Raw genomic sequence first — 15,770 nt, 5'->3', positions numbered from 1 at the left:
TCCCCGGCCCTCAGAACAGCGTGTAGATGAACGGCGCGGCGGCGGTGCTCGACAGGAAGATCAGGACGCCGAGCAGGAGCATCACCACCACGATCGGCAGTAGCCACCACTTCTTGTTGTCCTTGAGGAAGGCCCAGAACTCGGCGACGAGGCTCTCGCCCTCCTGGTCGGCGGCGGCCTTTTCGAACTCGGTGCGGGGGGGCGGGGTGTCGCTCATGGCGGGCCTTTGGGAGGTGTCCGGGTTCGGGTCAGGTCAGAACTGCTTGAAGTAGCGGCGGGCATCCTTGGGGGTCGTCTTGGGCGTCCAGTAGGTCGCGGCGGCCGGCTGCAAGGTGCGTTCCAGGGGGTCGCGGCCGATCAGCTTGAAGATCAGACCGATCGGCGTGAAGAGGCCGTAATACATGACGGCCAGCATCAGCAGCGAGATCGTCCAGCCGATCGGGAAGGCCAGGACCATCCAGGCGACGAAGATCGGCTTCAGGGCCTTCGGGGCGACCAGGCCCAGCAGGCCGGAGCCCAGGGCGATCGCGCCCAGGATCAGGGCCGCGTTCGTATGCCCTCGGTAGAGCCCCTGGTAGAGGGCGGCCCCGCCGAAGAACCCGAACGAGCAGGCGGCGAACTGCTTCAGCGTTTTGGCGGTGGGGTCGAATTGGACGTCGGACCACTGCATGCGGGCGTCCTCGTTCGGTTCGTCAGTCGAGCTGGAACTGGGAGAGGTACCGTTCGCGGACGCTCTCGCCGGCCTTGCGCGCCGCGTCGTCCTTGACGATCACGTAGTCTTCCAGAACGAGCACGTCCATGTCGGTCGCCAGGAAGCAGCGGTAGGCGTCCTCGGGCGTGCAGACGATGGGCTCGCCCCGGACGTTGAAGCTGGTGTTGACCAGGATCGGACAGCCGGTGATCCGCTCGAAGGCCTCGATCAGGCGGTGGAAGCGGGGGTTGCGGTCCTCGTCGACGGTCTGGAGCCGGGCGCTGTAGTCGACGTGGGTCACGGCCGGGACCTCGGAGCGGACGACGTTGACCCGCCGCCGGAGGTCGGGATCGTCCTCCATCGTGCGGAGCGTCTCGGGGTCGATGGGCGTGCGCTTCTCCTCGCGGACCGGGGCGACGAGGAGCATGTAGGGGCTCTCGTGCTTCGGGTCGATGTCGAACCACTCGGACGCGCGCTCGCGGAGGACGGCCGGCGCGAACGGGCGGAAGCTCTCGCGGAACTTGATCTTGAGGTTCATCGTCGCCTGCATGGCCGGCGAGCGGGGGTCGCCGATGATGCTGCGCGCGCCCAGCGAGCGCGGGCCGAACTCCATCCGGCCCTGGAACCAGCCGACGATCTTGTCGTCGGCGAGGTGGCCGGCGACCTGCTCGTACAGCTCGTCCTCGGTCTCGCAGGGGGAGGCCTGCACCCCCTGCCCCGCCAGGAACCGGCCGATCTCGGCGTCGCCGAACCGGGGGCCGAGGAAGCTCCCCTGCTGGGCGTCGCGGCCCCGGGGCTCGCGGGGCTTTTCCAGGAGCTGGTGCCAGACGAAGAGCGCCGCGCCGAGCGCGCCGCCGGCGTCGCCGGCCGCGGGCTGGATCCAGACGTCGTCGAACGGGCCCTCGCGCAGCAGCCGGCCGTTGGCGACGCAGTTGAGGGCCACGCCGCCGGCCATGACGAGGTTCTCCGCCCCCGTCTTGCGGGCCGCCTCGCGGCCGATCCGCAGCACGACCTCCTCGGTCACCCACTGGATGCTCGCCGCCAGGTCCATGTGGCGCTGCTCCAGCGTCGACTCGGGGGACCGCGGCGGGCCGCCGAAGAGCTCGTGGAAGCGGTCGCCCGTCATGGTCAGGCCCTGGCAGTAGTTGAAGTACCCCAGGTCGAGGCGGAAGCTGCCGTCGGCCTTGAGGTCCATCAGCTTCTCGAGGATCGCGTCCTTATAGACGGGCCGGCCGTAGGGGGCCAGGCCCATCAGTTTGTACTCTCCGCTGTTGACCTTGAAGCCGCAGTAGTAGGTGAAGGCCGAGTAGAGCAGCCCCAGCGAGTGCGGGAAGGCGATGTGCTCCAGCAGCTCGATCCGCGAGCCCTCGCCGACGCCCACGGTCGTGGTGCTCCACTCGCCGACGCCGTCGAGGGTCAGGATCGCCGCGCGGTCGAACGGGCCGGGGAAGAAGGCGCTGGCGGCGTGGCTCTCGTGGTGGTCGGTGAAGACCAGGCGGGCCCGGCAGCCGTCGCCCAGGGCCTTGCGGATCATCCGCCGCATGTGGAGCTTGTCCTTGAGCCACAGCGGGATCGCCAGGCGGAAGCTCCGGAAGCCCGAGGGGGCGTAGGCCAGGTACGTTTCCAGGAGGCGTTCGAACTTCGACAGCGGCTTGTCGTAGAAGGCGACGAAGTCGACGTCGGCCGACGTCAGGCCGGCCGCCTCCAGGCAGTAGGCGACGGCGCGGGTCGGGAAGGCGGCGTCGTGCTTGACGCGCGTGAACCGCTCTTCCTGGGCGGCGGCGACGATCCGGCCGTCCACCACCAGGGCGGCCGCGCTGTCGTGGTAGAACGCGGAGATACCCAGGATCGCCGTCATGTCGTCCTCGTCCCCTTCCCGCGAAGCCGGGGCGGCGGGCCTCCGGGCCCCCATCCTGCGCACGCCGACGAGCCCCAGATTAACACGAGCGCCGGCCCGCGACCAGTTTGCCCGCGGCCCGCAGAGCCCGGCTGGACCGGGGGCCATCCGCGACCTAGATGTTTTCTATAAACTTTCGCGACATTCCCGTCTGCGCGGCCTTGATGACGTGGATCCGGGGATGGCATAATCCTGGTGAGGCGCATCCACGGCATCACCCGTACCGCGCCCCCCCTCCCCGGTAGCGAGGACCGCCGACATGGAAAACGCCCTGGTCGACCATCCGGTCGTCGTGCAACCCGACGCCGCGCCTCGACGCCCGGCAGCCCCGGAGCGGGTCCCTACGCCCCGGAAGGTCGACCTTCGCTGGATCGCGATGATCTGCCTGCTGCTGGGGGCCTCCGGCGCGTTCCGCTACTGGCGCGACTTCCAGTTCGCCTCGCTCGAGAGCCAGAGCAAGGGCTGCCCCTTCCCCCTGAAGGAGATCCCCGGGGTCCTGGGCTCATGGCGGCAGGTCGACGGGGTCGAGGCCGCCCTCGATCCCGAGATCGCGCGTCTCGCCGGGTCGACCGACCACATCCTGCGGTCTTATGAAAACACGACGACGGGCGAGAAGGCCACCGTGCTCGTGATCTACGGGCTGGCCCTGAACGTCTGGGGGCACACGCCCGACATCTGCTACACGAATACGGGATACAAGTCGTTGAGCGCGGGCCGAGAAGTGATGATCCCCGTCAAGGACGCCGCGACGCCCGTCCCCTTCCGCGAGGGCCTCTACGGGATGTTCCAGGGCGGCGCCGCCTCCTACCACGACGTCTTCCACTCGTTCCGCAACGCCGGAGAGTGGCGGCCGAACATGGAAAGCCGCTGGAAGCAGTTTCGCTACAATCCGGGGATGTTCAAGATCCAGGTCGAACGCCTGATCAAGGACCCCGCCAAGATCGACGATTCGTGCCAGGACCTGCTCGCCGCCCTGGTCGCTTCGATCGAGTCGCGGATCCGCGAGTCGGGCCCGGCCGTCGCCGCCGCGAAGTGAGGCCGGCGGCCCCGATCTCGCCGCGACGCCGGGCTCAGGAGCCTTCCCGATAGGCCGTCGCGGCGTCGACCGAGCGGGCGAGGGTCGTCGCCAGCCCGACCGCGATCAAGCCGACCCCGCCGACCAGCAACATCGTCGCCAGGGCCGGAAGCAGGGCGAACGCCAAAGCGACCCGGGCGCAACGCACCCCGACCTCGGCCCCGCGTGAAGGCTCGTCGCCCGCGGATCGGGACGCGGGCAGGGCCTCTCGACGGGTCGTCGACAGGATCTGAGCGATCATGTCGTCGCTCCTTTTCTCTGGGGTGTTCCGGGCTTCGTCGAGCCGCGGATCCGGCATCGCCTCGGACGCCCGACCCTGCGGAGATCCCCCGACGGCCCGCCATGCACGAAAGGCTTCCGTCGAATCGATCGGGATTTCCGCCGGGAAACTCCTCCGAAATCCGCAGTCGGCGTCACCCCTCCGCGATGCGTTCGTCAACACCGGTAAGGAGCCGTGTCCGGCCGCGTTTCAAGGATGCATCCAAGATGAAAGACACTCCTGACACGCTGTTCGTTCTATCCGTAATCATAGAAAGCCGGGAGGCCGAATTCCACCGGCGAAAAAAATCTGAGCTATATAGGTAAGTTAGAAAAACTGGAAAACTCCACGTGCGTGGGTCGGTCTCAACGAATCTTGAAGTCGACGCCAACGCCCGCTCGAATCGCCTTTCGATCCGCGACAAGTCTCATGCATTCAATCGCTTAAGGGATTTCGTTTGACGGCTTTGAACGTCTTGGTTTACAGTTTCTCGTAGAGAGACGGCCCCCGGTCGACGGGCTTCCACGGCCTCGCCGCGGCGATCGGGCGGGCCGAGGGCCCGCAAGGCGATCTCCTTCCGGCCCGCCCAGGCGCCCAGGCGCGCGGGCGGGGAGGCGGAGTCGAACGCGGTCCGATCGCGATCCCACCACCTTTGAGTACCACCCGATGGACACTTCCGACAGGCACGATTCGACATTGCCGGCTCGGTCGCCCTCGCCTTCGTACTCGATGCCGGTCCGGACCGCGGCGGCCGTCGTGGGGGTCCCGCGCGAGCTGGCGGCGCCGGCGCCCACGATGCAGGTCAACCCGGTCAGCATCCTCCGGGGGTTGATGCGGAACTGGTGGAAGATCCTCGGGCTCTGGCTGATCACCTCGCTCCCCGCGGTCTACCTGATCTACAGCCAGATCCGGCCGACGTACAACGCCTACAGCGTCATCCGGATCCAGTCGAATCATCCCGACCTGTTCGGCAGCGGGACCACGCTCAAGGTCGTCGACCGCAACATCGAGACCGAGATCCAGCACATCAAGACCGACTCGGTCCTGAGCGCGGCCCTCGGCGACCCGACCGTCGCCGACCTCCCGTTCCTCAAGGACAACCCCTCGGCGGTGTCCGCCCTCAAGGCCAAGCTCTCGATCCAGAACGAGAAGAACACCGACTACGTGCGCGTCGCGCTGGACTCGACCGATCCCGTGGAAGCCGCGGCCCTGGTCAACGCCGTGGTGAACGCCTACATGGAGTCCTACAAGACCTATCAGGAGGGGTCGAACGTCCTCCTGAGGAAGAAACTCCAGCAGTACCTCGACGATACGGCGAAAGAAAAGAGGGGCAAGACGGACGAACTCAACGCGCTCATGGACAAGGGCACGATCACCCTCAAGAACCTCAACAGCAGCTCGACGGAGACCGAGAAGGCCGCGTCGGCGACGAAGAAGGCGTTCGGGGACGAGCCCCCGGCCGCGCAGTCCATCAACGACGTCTCGTTCGAACAATTCCGGAAGTACAAGGACCGGCTCCTGGAGACCCGCGTAGCGTTGTTCAAGGCCAAGGCCGAGCTGTCGCAGCGGACGGGGGACTTCCAGAACGCCGACGAGATCGCGGACGTCGCCGCCGAGGGGGCCGTGCCGTCGGGGGCGGAGCTGGAGTCGCGGATCAAGGCCGAGTTCCTCAGCGACCCGGCGATCGCCGAGCTGTACGAGCAGAAGAGGGACATGAAGCAGCGGCTGGATCACGTCGAGAAGGGCGCGCGCAAGGGCAGCGATCCCGCGCGACGGGCCCATCGCGACGCCGTGGCGGGCATCCAGGCCCGCATCGACGAGTTCTGGGAGGAGCGCTACCACGAGATCCGCGGGCGGATCCTCGAAGGCGGCCCGTCGAACCTCGCCGAGGCCCCGAAGGCGGCCGGCGCTCCGCGGAACGTCCAGGAACTCAAGGCCGAGGTGGCGCAGCTGGAGCACGACCAGGCGGCCATCCTCGCCGTCCTGAACGAGGCCCAGATCGAGACCCAGCGGTCGAATTCCGACACGTACAAGGCCCAGTTCCTGCAGGCCGAGATCGACAGCATGACGAACGACCAGGCCATCGTCCGTCGCAAGCTCCAGGACCTGGACTTCGTGACCGGGAAGGACGCGATCCGGGTCGAGGTGACCGACCGGGCCGCGGTGCCGAGGCTGGCGTCGGACGGCAAGCGGGTCAAGCTGATGGCGGCCGCGCCCCTGGTCTTGATGCTCCTGCTGCTGGGGGTCTTCTCGCTCCTGGAGATCCGGGCGGAGCGGGTCGGCGACCCCGACGCGCTGTCGTCGCGCGTCCAGTCCGAGGTCTACTCGCTGCCGCCGATCCCGATGGCCCGGTCGCAGCGGCGGCTGGGGGCTCCCGGCGAGGACGACCAGATCGACCGCTTCATCCAGCGGCTGGACCACCTGCGGTTCGCCGTCTGCGGCGACCACCCCGAGGTCGGCCTGGGCCGCTGCGTGCTGATCAGCAGCGCCGTCGGAAGCGAGGGCAAGACGACGCTGGCCGCCCAGCTCGCGGCCCGCTGCGGCCACTCCGGTCACACGACCCTGCTGATCGACGCCGACCTGCGGCGGGGCGCGCTCTGCCCGCTGCTCGACATCCCCGAGGGCCGGGGGCTCAGCGACGTCCTGACCAACGAAGACCTCAACGTCGAGGACGTGGTGATCCCCGTCCAGGGGGGGACCTTCCACCTCCTCAGCGCCGGGACCGCGGTCTCCGACACCAGCCGGATCTTCCAGGGCCGGGCCTTCGGCATGCTGATCGCCCGGCTCCGGCAGCTCTACGACCTGATCATCATCGACTCGCCGCCGATCCTGCCGGTCCCCGACGCCCTGATCATGGGCCGCTGGACCGACGGCGTCGTGCTGGCCTCGCGCTACGACGTCAGCCGCGCCCCCCAGGTCGAACGGGCCCGCCGCCAGCTCGACCTCGCCGGGATCCCCGTGTTGGGCACGGTGATCAACGGGATGCGGACGTCGGATTCGTACTACGGCCGCTACACCTACAGCCGCCAGCCGACGGGCGCGGCGGCCGACCAGGAGCGGCCGGCCGACGCGACGTCCGCCGGCTGAGCCGGATCGACCGGCTGAGCCGGATCGACGCGGGACCCGCGGCTTCGGCGAACTTCGTTCTTCTCATGAGGGCCGCGCCGCCGAATCCGTCGGCGGCGGCCCTCGGCGGCCCGGACCACCCCTCCCGACCACGGCTCAAGGGCTTCATCCTTGTCTCAAATCCCCGCGTACCACCCCCCGGCCGATCAGGGCGGATCCGCCGGCCGGCCCTCGGTCCTGGACCGGCTCCGCGACCTGCCCTGGCTCCCCTCGGCCCTCGTGGGCGCGGCGTTGCTGACGTTCGCCTACGCCCCGAACATCATGTCGCTGGCCACGATCTGGGACACCGAGCCCAACTACTCGCACGGCTTCCTGGTCATCCCGATCGCCGCCGTGATCCTCTGGCGGCGGATCGCCGATCGGCCCTACACCTGGACGGAGCCGGCCACCTCCTGGCGGACCTGGGCCCTGCTGGCCGGGATGCTGGTGCTGCGGGCGTTCGCCTACGAACGGGGGATGTCGTGGGTCGAGAACGCGACGTTGATCCCGACGGCGGCCTGCATCGTCTACGCCCTGGGGGGGGGCGCCCTGCTCTCGCGGGCCTGGCCGGCGATCGGCTTCCTGGTGTTCATGCTCCCCCTGCCGCCGGTGATCAACAGGCTGGTCGCCCTGCCGCTGCAGCAGATCGCCACCGCCGGCAGCTGCTTCGTGATGCAGCTCACCGGCCTCTGGGTCGTGCCCGCGGGCAACGTGATCAACCTGAGCACGCCGCGGGGCCCGCAGCAGCTCGAGGTGGCCATGGCGTGCAACGGCCTCTCGATGCTGATGACTCTGGCCGCCACCGTGACGGCGACCGTCATCCTCGTGCCGATGCCGATCTGGAAGCGGATCGTCGTGCTGCTGAGCGCGCTGCCGATCGCGCTGGTCAGCAACATGGCCCGGATCGTGGGCACGGGCTGGTGCTACTACCTGATGGAAGGCGAGCTGGCCCGCGAGCGTTCCCACGACTGGGCGGGCTTCCTGATGATGCCCCTGGCCCTGCTGCTGGTGGGCCTGGAAGTCGCGATCCTGTCCTGGCTGTTCGACGACGCCGAGGCGGAGGCGGCGGCCGCCGCCCGCCCGATCGGCCTGCGCGCGACCCAGAGGTCGTCGTGACCGATCCCGTCTGGGTCTGGGGCGTCCCCTTCGCGCCCATGACGCTCGACGAGACCGTCGCCGCGATCGACGCCCTGATCGAGGACGGGAGGCCGTCGTATTTCATCACGGCCAACCTGCATTACGTGATGCTTACCCATCAGCATCCCGACCTGGACCCGATCAACCGCGCCGCCGCCTTCGTGCTCGCCGACGGCGCGCCGATCGTCCGGGCCGCGCGGGGGCGGCCGCGGCCGCTGCCCGAGCGGGTCGCCGGCTCCGACCTGATCTTCCACCTGTGCGACCTGGCGGCCCGCAAGGGCCGGCGGATGTTCTTCCTGGGGGCCCCCGAAGGGGTCGCCGACGAGGCCGCCGCCAAGCTCACCGCCCGCTATTCCGGCCTCCAGGTCGTCGGCACCGAGTGCCCCCCCTTCCGCAAGCTCTCGGACGAGGAGCATGAGGCGCTGCTGAGTCGCATCCGCGCGGCCCGGCCCGACATCCTGTTCGTCGCCTTCGGCCAGCCCAAGGGCGAGCGCTGGATCTCCGAGAACCTGACCAGGCTCGGCGTCCCGGTCGCCGTGCAGGTGGGCGCCTCGCTGGAGTTCGCGGCCGGTCGGTTCGCCCGAGCCCCCCGTTGGATGCAGAAGACCGGCCTGGAATGGCTCTTCCGGCTCTTGCAGGAGCCCCGCCGGCTGGCGACGCGGTACGCGCGGAACGCCGCCTTCCTGGGCCGGATGCGGCTCCGGGAAGCCCGTCGCGGCCCCGACCTCGGCCCCGCACCGCGCCCCCCGGCGGCGGCCTCCGCCGCGACGCCGCACGAGGCCTCCGCCCGTGAACGCTGAGCCCCCCGCCCCGGCCCGCAGGCCCGCCGTCTTCCTCGACCGCGACGACACGCTGATCGTCGACGTCCCCTACCTCGCCGACCCCGCCGGCCTGCGAGTCCTCGCCGGCGCGGCGACGGCCCTGGCCGCTCTCCGCCGGGCCGGCTACGCGCTGGTGCTCGCGACCAACCAGTCGGCCGTGGGCCGGGGCCTGATCACCGAGGAGCGTCTCCGCACGATCCACGACGAGCTGGAACGCCTGCTCGCCGCCGACGGCGCGACGCTCGACGCGATCTACTACTGCACCCACGCCCCCCGCAGCGACGACCGGACGGCGGTCGAGCACCCCGACCGCAAGCCGGCCCCCGGGATGCTCCTGCGCGCGGCCGAGGAGTTGGAGCTGGACCTGCCCGCGTCGTGGATGGTCGGCGACCGGGTCAGCGACGTCCTCGCCGGACTGCACGCCGGCTGCCGCAGCATCCTCGTCGGCTCGAACGACACGCTCGACGGGCTGCCGACGCCCGCCCAGGACGGCCGGGTCTTCGCCGCCGCCGACCTCGCCGCCGCCGCCGAGCTGATCCTCGACGAGCGCCTCGCCCCCTCGGAGACCCCCTGACGTCGTGAACGCCCCAGTCGCCGACGAAGCCGCCGCCCCCCCCCTGCGGATCGCCTACCTCGTCAACACCTACCCGATGACCAGCGCCAGCTTCATCCGCCGCGAGCTGCTGGAGGTCGAGGCGCAGGGGGCCGTCGTCGACCGCCTGACGCTCCGGCGCTGGGCGACGCCGCTCGTCGACCCCGACGACCTGGCCGAGGACCTTAAAACTCGGGCCGTCCTCGAAGTCGGGGCCCTCGGCCTGGCGAAGGCGCTCCTCAAGACGGCGGCGACGCGGCCGGGGCTTTTCCTGCGGGGCCTGAAGCAGGCGATCCAGCTGGGCCGTCGCGGCTCGGCGTCGGGCCAGGGCGTCCTGCGGCACGCGATCTACCTGGCGGAGGCCTGCGTCCTGCTCGACTGGCACCGCGAGGCGGCGACCGACCACGTCCACGCCCACTACGGCACCAACGGCGCCACGGTCGCCCTGCTCACCCGCACGCTCGGCGGGCCGCCGTTCAGCTTCACGACCCACGGCCCCGAGGAGTTCGACCGGCCCCTGGCGTTGGGGCTCGACGTCAAGGTCGCGAGCTCGGCGTTCGCCGTCGCCGTCAGCGAGTACGGCCGCAGCCAGCTCTGCCGCTGGGCCGCCTACGACCAGTGGCCGAAGATCCGCGTCGTCCATTGCGGGCTGGACCCGATGTTCCTAAAGGCCGAGCACGTCGCGGTCCCCGAGGCGCGTCGGCTGGTCTGCGTCGGCCGCATGGCCGAGCAGAAGGGCCTGCCGATCCTGGTCGAGGCCGCCGGCCGGCTCAGGGCCGAAGGGGTCGACTTCGAGCTGACGCTGGTCGGCGGCGGCCCGCTCCTGGGCGAGATCGAGGCCCTGGTCGACCGCCTGGGCCTGCGCGACCGCGTCCGGCTGGCCGGCTGGAAGAGCAACGCCGAGGTCCGCGACCTGATCCAGCAGTCGCGCGCCCTGGTCCTCCCCAGCTTCGCCGAAGGCCTCCCCGTCGTCCTGATGGAGGCGCTCGCGCTGGGACGCCCGGTCGTGAGCACCTGGGTCGCCGGCATCCCCGAGCTGGTCCAGCCCGGCGTCAACGGCTGGCTCGTCCCCCCCTCCTCCGCCGAGGCCCTCGCCGCCGCGCTCCGCGAGGTCGTCGAGGCCCCCGCCGCGCAGCTCGACGCCATGGGCCGCCGCGGCACCGAGCGCGCCGCCCGGCGGCACGACGTCGCCATCGAGGCCCGCAAGCTCGCCGACCTGATCCATGAGAGCCTCGGCCGCGAGCCTCGTCCCGAGCCCGCGCGACTGCTACGCTGAAAGCGCAGCATTCCCCGGCGAGGCTCGATCATGGCGAAGCTCCGTCCCGACTTCTCGTTCGATCGCGAAGGCCGGCCCCTGTCGGCGTGGCTGCTGGACCTCGTGGCCGACGACGCCCCGGCGCGGCTCAAGGCCGGCGACGTCCTCCAGGGCATGTCGTTCGGGGTCCCTTATGCGCATACGGAGCTGGGCGACCTGGACTGGGGAGAGCATGCGAGCCGGCCGGACCAACGCGAGCGGTTCGCCGGGGCCGTCCGCGAGGCCGTCGACGCGTCGGGGTTCCCCCGAACGGATTTCGTCCGCAGGCTGATCGTGTACCGGCTGGCGCTCCATCAGGACTGGATGCGCCGCGCCCGCGAGTCGCGCGACCGGGCCGACTCCGAAGCCGACTCGGACAAGTACGTCGAGCGGCTCGTCGGCCGCCTGGCGGCCGCCGGCGACGACGAGGAGCGGACTCAGGCCGCCAGACGCCTCGGCCGCTGGTTTTGCGCGAGCATGGAACGCGGGACGAAGGCCGACGAGGCGATCTTCCAGGGCGCCGAGTCGATAACGCCGGCCGGCGTCGCGTCGCTCATCGTGCTCGACGCGCTCGACGTCGCCCTGCTGGCCGACCGGCCGGGCCTCCGGCTGATGCTCGACAACGAGTCGGGCAACCGCCGTGGAGCGCTGGACGCGCTGGAACGGATCGGGCCGGCGGCGCTGGACTTCGCCCCGGGACTCATCGCGCGACTGGACTCGACGACGCGACCCTATGAATTCGACGCCGCCGCAGCCCTGGCCTCGATCGGCCGCGACGACCCGGAGGTGGTCGACGCGTTGCTGTCGCGTCTGGGCTCGCGCTCGGGCGCGGTGCGGTCGGCCGCGGCGGGATGCCTGGCCTGCGCGGGGCCGCCGCTGGCGGGACGCGTCGACGAGGCCGTCGGCCTCCTGATGGCGGCGACCCGCGGCCCCGCGCCGGACGTGTGGGCGCTCGAAGCCCTGGCGTCGGTCGGCCGCGACCGCGAGGACGCCCTGGCCCGCATCCTGGAATGGGCCGCCCCCCGGCCCCCGCGATGGCTCGCCCCCGAGGGATTCCCCGAGGACCTCTACGACGCGGCCGTCCACGAGCGCGGCGCCGCGCTCGGGGCCCTCTCGCACTTCCGCAGGTTCGTCGATCGGGCGGTCCCCGCCCTGGTGGACGCGTTCGACACGTTCGAGGAATACGACCCGGACTGGGCGTACGGCGGCGAGCACGGGCGGATCTGCCGCACCCTCGCCGCGTTCGGGACAGAGGCCGCGCCGGCGGTCCCTCGCCTGATCGCCTACCTCGAAGCGCGTCGACGCGAGCCCGAGGAGGAACGCGACTACCCCGCCTCCGTTCTCGAACTCCTCAGGTCGATCGGCCCGGCGGCCGCGGCGGCCCTCCCGCTCCTGGAGGCGATCCGCGCCGAGCGGGAGCACGACGCGACGAGCCCGCCCGACCCCTATGACCCTCTCATCGCGGCCATCCTGGCGATCGCCCCGGGAAACGGGCGGTGAGGCCCCGACATCGGCCGTTTCACTCCTCGTCGTCCGGCCTGCAACGGGATCACGGCTTCAAAAGCGCCTGCGGCGTGTAGCTTTCGAGGCTGCTCCGAAGTCTGCCGTACTCCTCCGGGCCCCGGTCCACCATCGGACCGTTCCTCCTCGACGCGACCTCAGCCGGAGGTCCGCCACGACTTTCGCAGGGCGTCGACCGTCTCCAGGACGGCGATCGTGTCGTCGAGGGTCATGATCGGGCTCTCCAGGTCGCCGGCGCGGAGGCGGCGCATGACCTCGGCGGCCTCGAACTGGTAGCCGCCGCCGGGGACGTGCTCGGCGAAGGTCTTCGTATCGCGCTTCAGGGTGCGGAGCAACGGGCGGGCGACGTCGTTGACGACCCGACGGACCAGCGGGCTGCGCCTCAGGCGTGACTTCCAGCCGCCGGGGCCCGACTTCGCCGCGGGGGCGGGGCCGACGGGCTCGGAGTGCCGCGTCCAGGAGACGTGATGGGGCGCGAAGAAGGGCTCGGCGATCCGGATCGAGCCCTCGGTGCCGATGATCTGGGCCTCGTTGCGGAGCCGGCTGCGGAGCGACGAGGTCAGCACGGCCTGGGCACCCGTCGGGTAGGTCAACAGGGCCGTCTCCAGCTCGTCGACGCCCGAGGTCCCGATCGCCGCGCGGCCGACGACGTCGGAGGGCGAGCCAAGCAGCAGCTGCGCGAGCGAGAGAGGATAGACGCCGCGGTCGAGCAGCGCACCGCCGCCGAGCGCCGGGTTGAAGAAGCGGCTCTGGGGGTCGTACGAGGTCGGGTAGCCGAAGTCGGCGGTCAGCAGCCGGACCCGGCCGATCGCGCCGGACTGGACCAGGTCGCGGACGGTCGTGATCAGGGGATGGAAGCGCATCCACATGGCCTCCATGCAGAACTTGCCCGCCCTGCGGGCCGCCTCGGCGATGGCGCGGGCCTCGTCGGCGTCGACGGCGAAGGGCTTCTCGCAGAGCACCGCGCGGCCGCCTTCGAGGCAGGCGATGCAGTCGGCCTTGTGCCGCGAGTGGGGCGTGGCGACGTAGACGACGTCCACGTCGTCGTCGCGAGCCAGATCCTCGACCCTCTGATGGACCTTGCCCCGGCCGCCGAAGGCGTCGAGGAACGCCTTGCCGCGTTCGAGGTCGCGCGAGCCGACGGCGACGAGCGCGGCGTCGGGGAGCAGGCGGAGGTCCTCGGCGAAGGCGCGGGCGATCGCGCCGGTCCCCAGGACGGCCCAGCGGACGGGCGGATGCGATGCGTCGGTCGTCACGTGGCGGGCTCTCCCGATGGGGCGATTGCGGCGGCGGCCTCGTCGTCGTTCACTCGGCCCAGGGCATCGGCGCGACCGGGTCGAACGTCGTGGTCATCGCGTAGGGGGCGGCGGAGGCTCGGGCCCGGTCGATGGCGATGACCATCTCGTTGACGTGCAGGCTGAACCGCCCGGAGAGCCGGCCGGGACGCCCCTGGCGAACGGCCTCGGCCGTCTCGGCGACGCCCCGGGCGAAGTCCATCTGCTGGGCACCCCGGTACTTGTACCGGCCCGCCTTCGCGCCCACGAGGGGATACCGGGTCTTCCAGGGCGCCATCAGGGTCCGGCGGCGGATCGTGATCGGCCGCTGGATCTTGACCGGCGAGCGGTAGAACCAGCAGTCGTGCGTGCTCAGGACGCCGCCGTCGCCGACGATCCGCAGCGTGTGGTCGTGGGGGGCCACGATCGAGCAGGTCAGCCGGGCGACGACGCCCGACTCGAACGCGATGCAGGCGACCGAGAAGTCGGGCGCGTCGACGTCGAGCGGGACGTCGGTCCCCTTGTCGGGCAGGAGCGTCGCCGAGAACGCCGTGACCGTCTTCGCCGGCCCGAAGAAGGCCGGGAACCACGTCAGGTAATAGCCTGCGTGCTCGAACGTGCAGCCGACCTCGAACTCGTCCTTGGCCGGCCAGGGGATCCCCGAGGCGCTCTTCCAGCTCCGGTAGGCCATCTTGTGGACCATGCCGTCGTCCATCTCGGCGTAAACCACCCGCGGCGTCCCGACCTGACGCTCGCGGAGCGCCTTCCAGAGCGTCTGGGCCGTCTCGCCGAGCAGGCTGCACGGGGCCGAGGCCAGTTCGAGCCCCTTCCGCTCGGCCAGCTCGACCAGCTCGCGGGCGTGCTCCACGTCCATCGCCAGCGGCTTCTCGCTGTAGACGTGCTTGCCGGCCTCGAGGCAGGCCTTCGTGACCTCGTAATGGCTCCCCGGGTTCGTCAGGTTGAGGACCAGCTCGATCCGGTCGTCGGCCAGCAGGGCGTCGAGCGAGCCGACCTTCGGCAGGCCGTGGAAGGTCGCGAAGTGGTCGGCCCGCGCGGGGTCGCGGTCGACGACGCCGAGGATCTTGAGGTCGGGATAGGCGACGAGCGTGCTGACGTAGTAGTCGGCGACGAATCCGCAGCCGACGAGGCCGATGTTCATGCGCCCCGGCCTTGCAGGTAGTACTCGGCCATGGCGTCCCAGGCGGCCGGCTCGTCCCAGCCCAGGGCCTCGCCGTCGACGACGTCGGTGTTGATGCGGACGCGGGGCTCGGGGAAGGCGGTCTGGACCTTCAGCTCGACCTCGCAGGGGAGGTTCAGCCGGGGCCGCATCTCCTGGGCGAGGCGGAGCGTGAAGGCGCCCATGCTCTCGGCATAGCCCAGCGGGTTGATCCGTGCGAAGTTCGGCAGGTCGGGGAGGCTCGCGACGAACGCGGCGTACGCCTTCGCCAACAGCGAGACGTGGATGTTGTCGCGGACGTAGAGCGGGTTCGAGCACGAGGGCGTCTTGCCGTCGAGCCAGTTCTTCATGAGGTACGCCGTGTACCGGGGCTCCTCGAACGGGCCGAACGGGTTGGGGATCACGAACTTGCCCAGGCTCATGCCGTCGCGGCCGGCGTAGTAGCGGAAGGTCTCGGACGTCAGCCGCTTCGAGAATCCGTAGGGCGAGAAGTCGGGCAGCCCCTGCGAGCCGGCGCCCTCGCCCCCCTCGAAGACCGATCCGGTCAGGACGATCCGCCGCGAGCCGCCCGCCTTCAGGGCCTCGATCACGGCCGGCAGGTTCTTGGCGTTGTTGGCGGCCGCGCCCACGGCGTCGAAGTCGGGGCTGCGGTAGTTGGTGACGTCGGCCGCGTGGTGGCAGAGGACGTCGAACCGCTCGTCGCGCAGCAGGCCCAGGAACGCCTCGTCGCCGAACGAGCAGCCGAAGACCGGCGCGGCGACTTCGAGGAGCTGCGCGGCGCGCCTGCGGCGGACCTCGTCGGGGTAGTCCTCGGGCTTGCGGCGGAGGACGGCCGTGACGTCGTGCCCGGCCGCCGCCAGCTCGCGGACGAACCAGGCGCCGGTGAACGAGCTGGCGCCCGTGAAGAGTATTTTCATGGTGTTGTTT

General features: G+C 70.7%; 14 protein-coding genes. 7 read left to right on the top strand and 7 right to left on the bottom strand.

Annotated elements, in window-relative coordinates; all coding sequences use genetic code 11:
• Positions 1 to 10 precede the first annotated feature (10 nt).
• Genes PZE19_RS30615 through PZE19_RS30605 form a run of 3 tightly spaced genes read right to left on the bottom strand, consistent with a single transcriptional unit; the run spans position 11 to position 2,549 of the window.
• Positions 11 to 217 carry a DUF5989 family protein gene (locus PZE19_RS30615; protein ID WP_277864468.1) on the bottom strand — a complete coding sequence of 69 codons (207 nt, stop codon included), beginning with the start codon at positions 215 to 217 and terminating at the stop codon, positions 11 to 13.
• Positions 218 to 253: 36 nt separating this feature from the next.
• Positions 254 to 670: an SxtJ family membrane protein gene (locus tag PZE19_RS30610; protein ID WP_277864467.1), complete on the bottom strand. Its 417-nt coding sequence runs from the start codon at positions 668 to 670 to the stop codon at positions 254 to 256.
• A 22-nt stretch (positions 671 to 692) separates the two neighbouring features.
• Positions 693 to 2,549, bottom strand: a complete 1,857-nt coding sequence (locus tag PZE19_RS30605; RefSeq protein WP_277864466.1) for a carbamoyltransferase family protein — start codon at positions 2,547 to 2,549, stop codon at positions 693 to 695.
• A 298-nt stretch (positions 2,550 to 2,847) separates the two neighbouring features.
• Between PZE19_RS30605 and PZE19_RS30600 the strand changes: the two genes are divergently transcribed.
• Positions 2,848 to 3,624, top strand: coding sequence for an exosortase-associated EpsI family protein (locus PZE19_RS30600; RefSeq protein WP_277864465.1), 777 nt, complete (start codon positions 2,848 to 2,850; stop codon positions 3,622 to 3,624).
• Positions 3,625 to 3,658: 34 nt separating this feature from the next.
• Here the strand turns inward: PZE19_RS30600 and PZE19_RS30595 are convergent, their stop codons facing one another.
• Entirely contained in the window at positions 3,659 to 3,904 is a 246-nt protein-coding gene (locus PZE19_RS30595; protein ID WP_277864464.1) for a hypothetical protein, read from the bottom strand.
• A 747-nt stretch (positions 3,905 to 4,651) separates the two neighbouring features.
• On the opposite strand from PZE19_RS30595, the gene PZE19_RS30590 reads away from it, so the two are divergent.
• The 6 genes from PZE19_RS30590 to PZE19_RS30565 all read left to right on the top strand — a co-directional run bounded on the left by PZE19_RS30590 (position 4,652) and on the right by PZE19_RS30565 (position 12,371).
• On the top strand, positions 4,652 to 7,009 hold the full coding sequence (locus PZE19_RS30590; RefSeq protein ID WP_277864463.1) for a polysaccharide biosynthesis tyrosine autokinase: 2,358 nt from the start codon (positions 4,652 to 4,654) through the stop codon (positions 7,007 to 7,009).
• Positions 7,010 to 7,159: 150 nt separating this feature from the next.
• A complete protein-coding gene (locus PZE19_RS30585; protein ID WP_277864462.1) occupies positions 7,160 to 8,143 on the top strand; it encodes an exosortase/archaeosortase family protein in 984 nt (327 codons plus the stop codon).
• Positions 8,140 to 8,964 (top strand): WecB/TagA/CpsF family glycosyltransferase, encoded by an 825-nt coding sequence (locus PZE19_RS30580; RefSeq protein ID WP_277864461.1) that lies wholly within the window; start codon positions 8,140 to 8,142, stop codon positions 8,962 to 8,964. The genes PZE19_RS30585 and PZE19_RS30580 overlap by 4 nt, the downstream gene beginning before the upstream one ends.
• Positions 8,954 to 9,559, top strand: a complete 606-nt coding sequence (locus PZE19_RS30575; RefSeq protein ID WP_277864460.1) for a D-glycero-alpha-D-manno-heptose-1,7-bisphosphate 7-phosphatase — start codon at positions 8,954 to 8,956, stop codon at positions 9,557 to 9,559. Before PZE19_RS30580 ends, PZE19_RS30575 begins: the two co-directional genes overlap by 11 nt.
• Positions 9,560 to 9,602: 43 nt before the next feature.
• Positions 9,603 to 10,853, top strand: coding sequence for a glycosyltransferase (locus tag PZE19_RS33305; protein WP_438270003.1), 1,251 nt, complete (start codon positions 9,603 to 9,605; stop codon positions 10,851 to 10,853).
• 30 nt (positions 10,854 to 10,883) lie between these two features.
• Positions 10,884 to 12,371, top strand: a complete 1,488-nt coding sequence (locus PZE19_RS30565; protein ID WP_277864458.1) for a hypothetical protein — start codon at positions 10,884 to 10,886, stop codon at positions 12,369 to 12,371.
• Positions 12,372 to 12,529: 158 nt separating this feature from the next.
• Here PZE19_RS30565 and PZE19_RS33300 read toward each other — a convergent pair whose 3' ends face one another.
• The 3 genes from PZE19_RS33300 to PZE19_RS30550 are packed head-to-tail and all read right to left on the bottom strand — an operon-like array spanning position 12,530 to position 15,760.
• Positions 12,530 to 13,648 (bottom strand): Gfo/Idh/MocA family oxidoreductase, encoded by a 1,119-nt coding sequence (locus PZE19_RS33300; protein ID WP_277864457.1) that lies wholly within the window; start codon positions 13,646 to 13,648, stop codon positions 12,530 to 12,532.
• Between the two features lie 49 nt (positions 13,649 to 13,697).
• A complete protein-coding gene (locus PZE19_RS30555; RefSeq protein WP_277864456.1) occupies positions 13,698 to 14,825 on the bottom strand; it encodes a Gfo/Idh/MocA family protein in 1,128 nt (375 codons plus the stop codon).
• Complete coding sequence (locus tag PZE19_RS30550) at positions 14,822 to 15,760, bottom strand: NAD-dependent epimerase/dehydratase family protein (protein WP_277864455.1); 939 nt, start codon at positions 15,758 to 15,760, stop codon at positions 14,822 to 14,824. Before PZE19_RS30550 ends, PZE19_RS30555 begins: the two co-directional genes overlap by 4 nt.
• Between the last annotated feature and the right edge of the window lie 10 nt (positions 15,761 to 15,770).

This window comes from Paludisphaera mucosa, assembly GCF_029589435.1.
In the GTDB taxonomy this organism is placed as follows: domain Bacteria; phylum Planctomycetota; class Planctomycetia; order Isosphaerales; family Isosphaeraceae; genus Paludisphaera; species Paludisphaera mucosa.
This window is presented reverse-complemented; position numbering and strand designations above follow the sequence as displayed.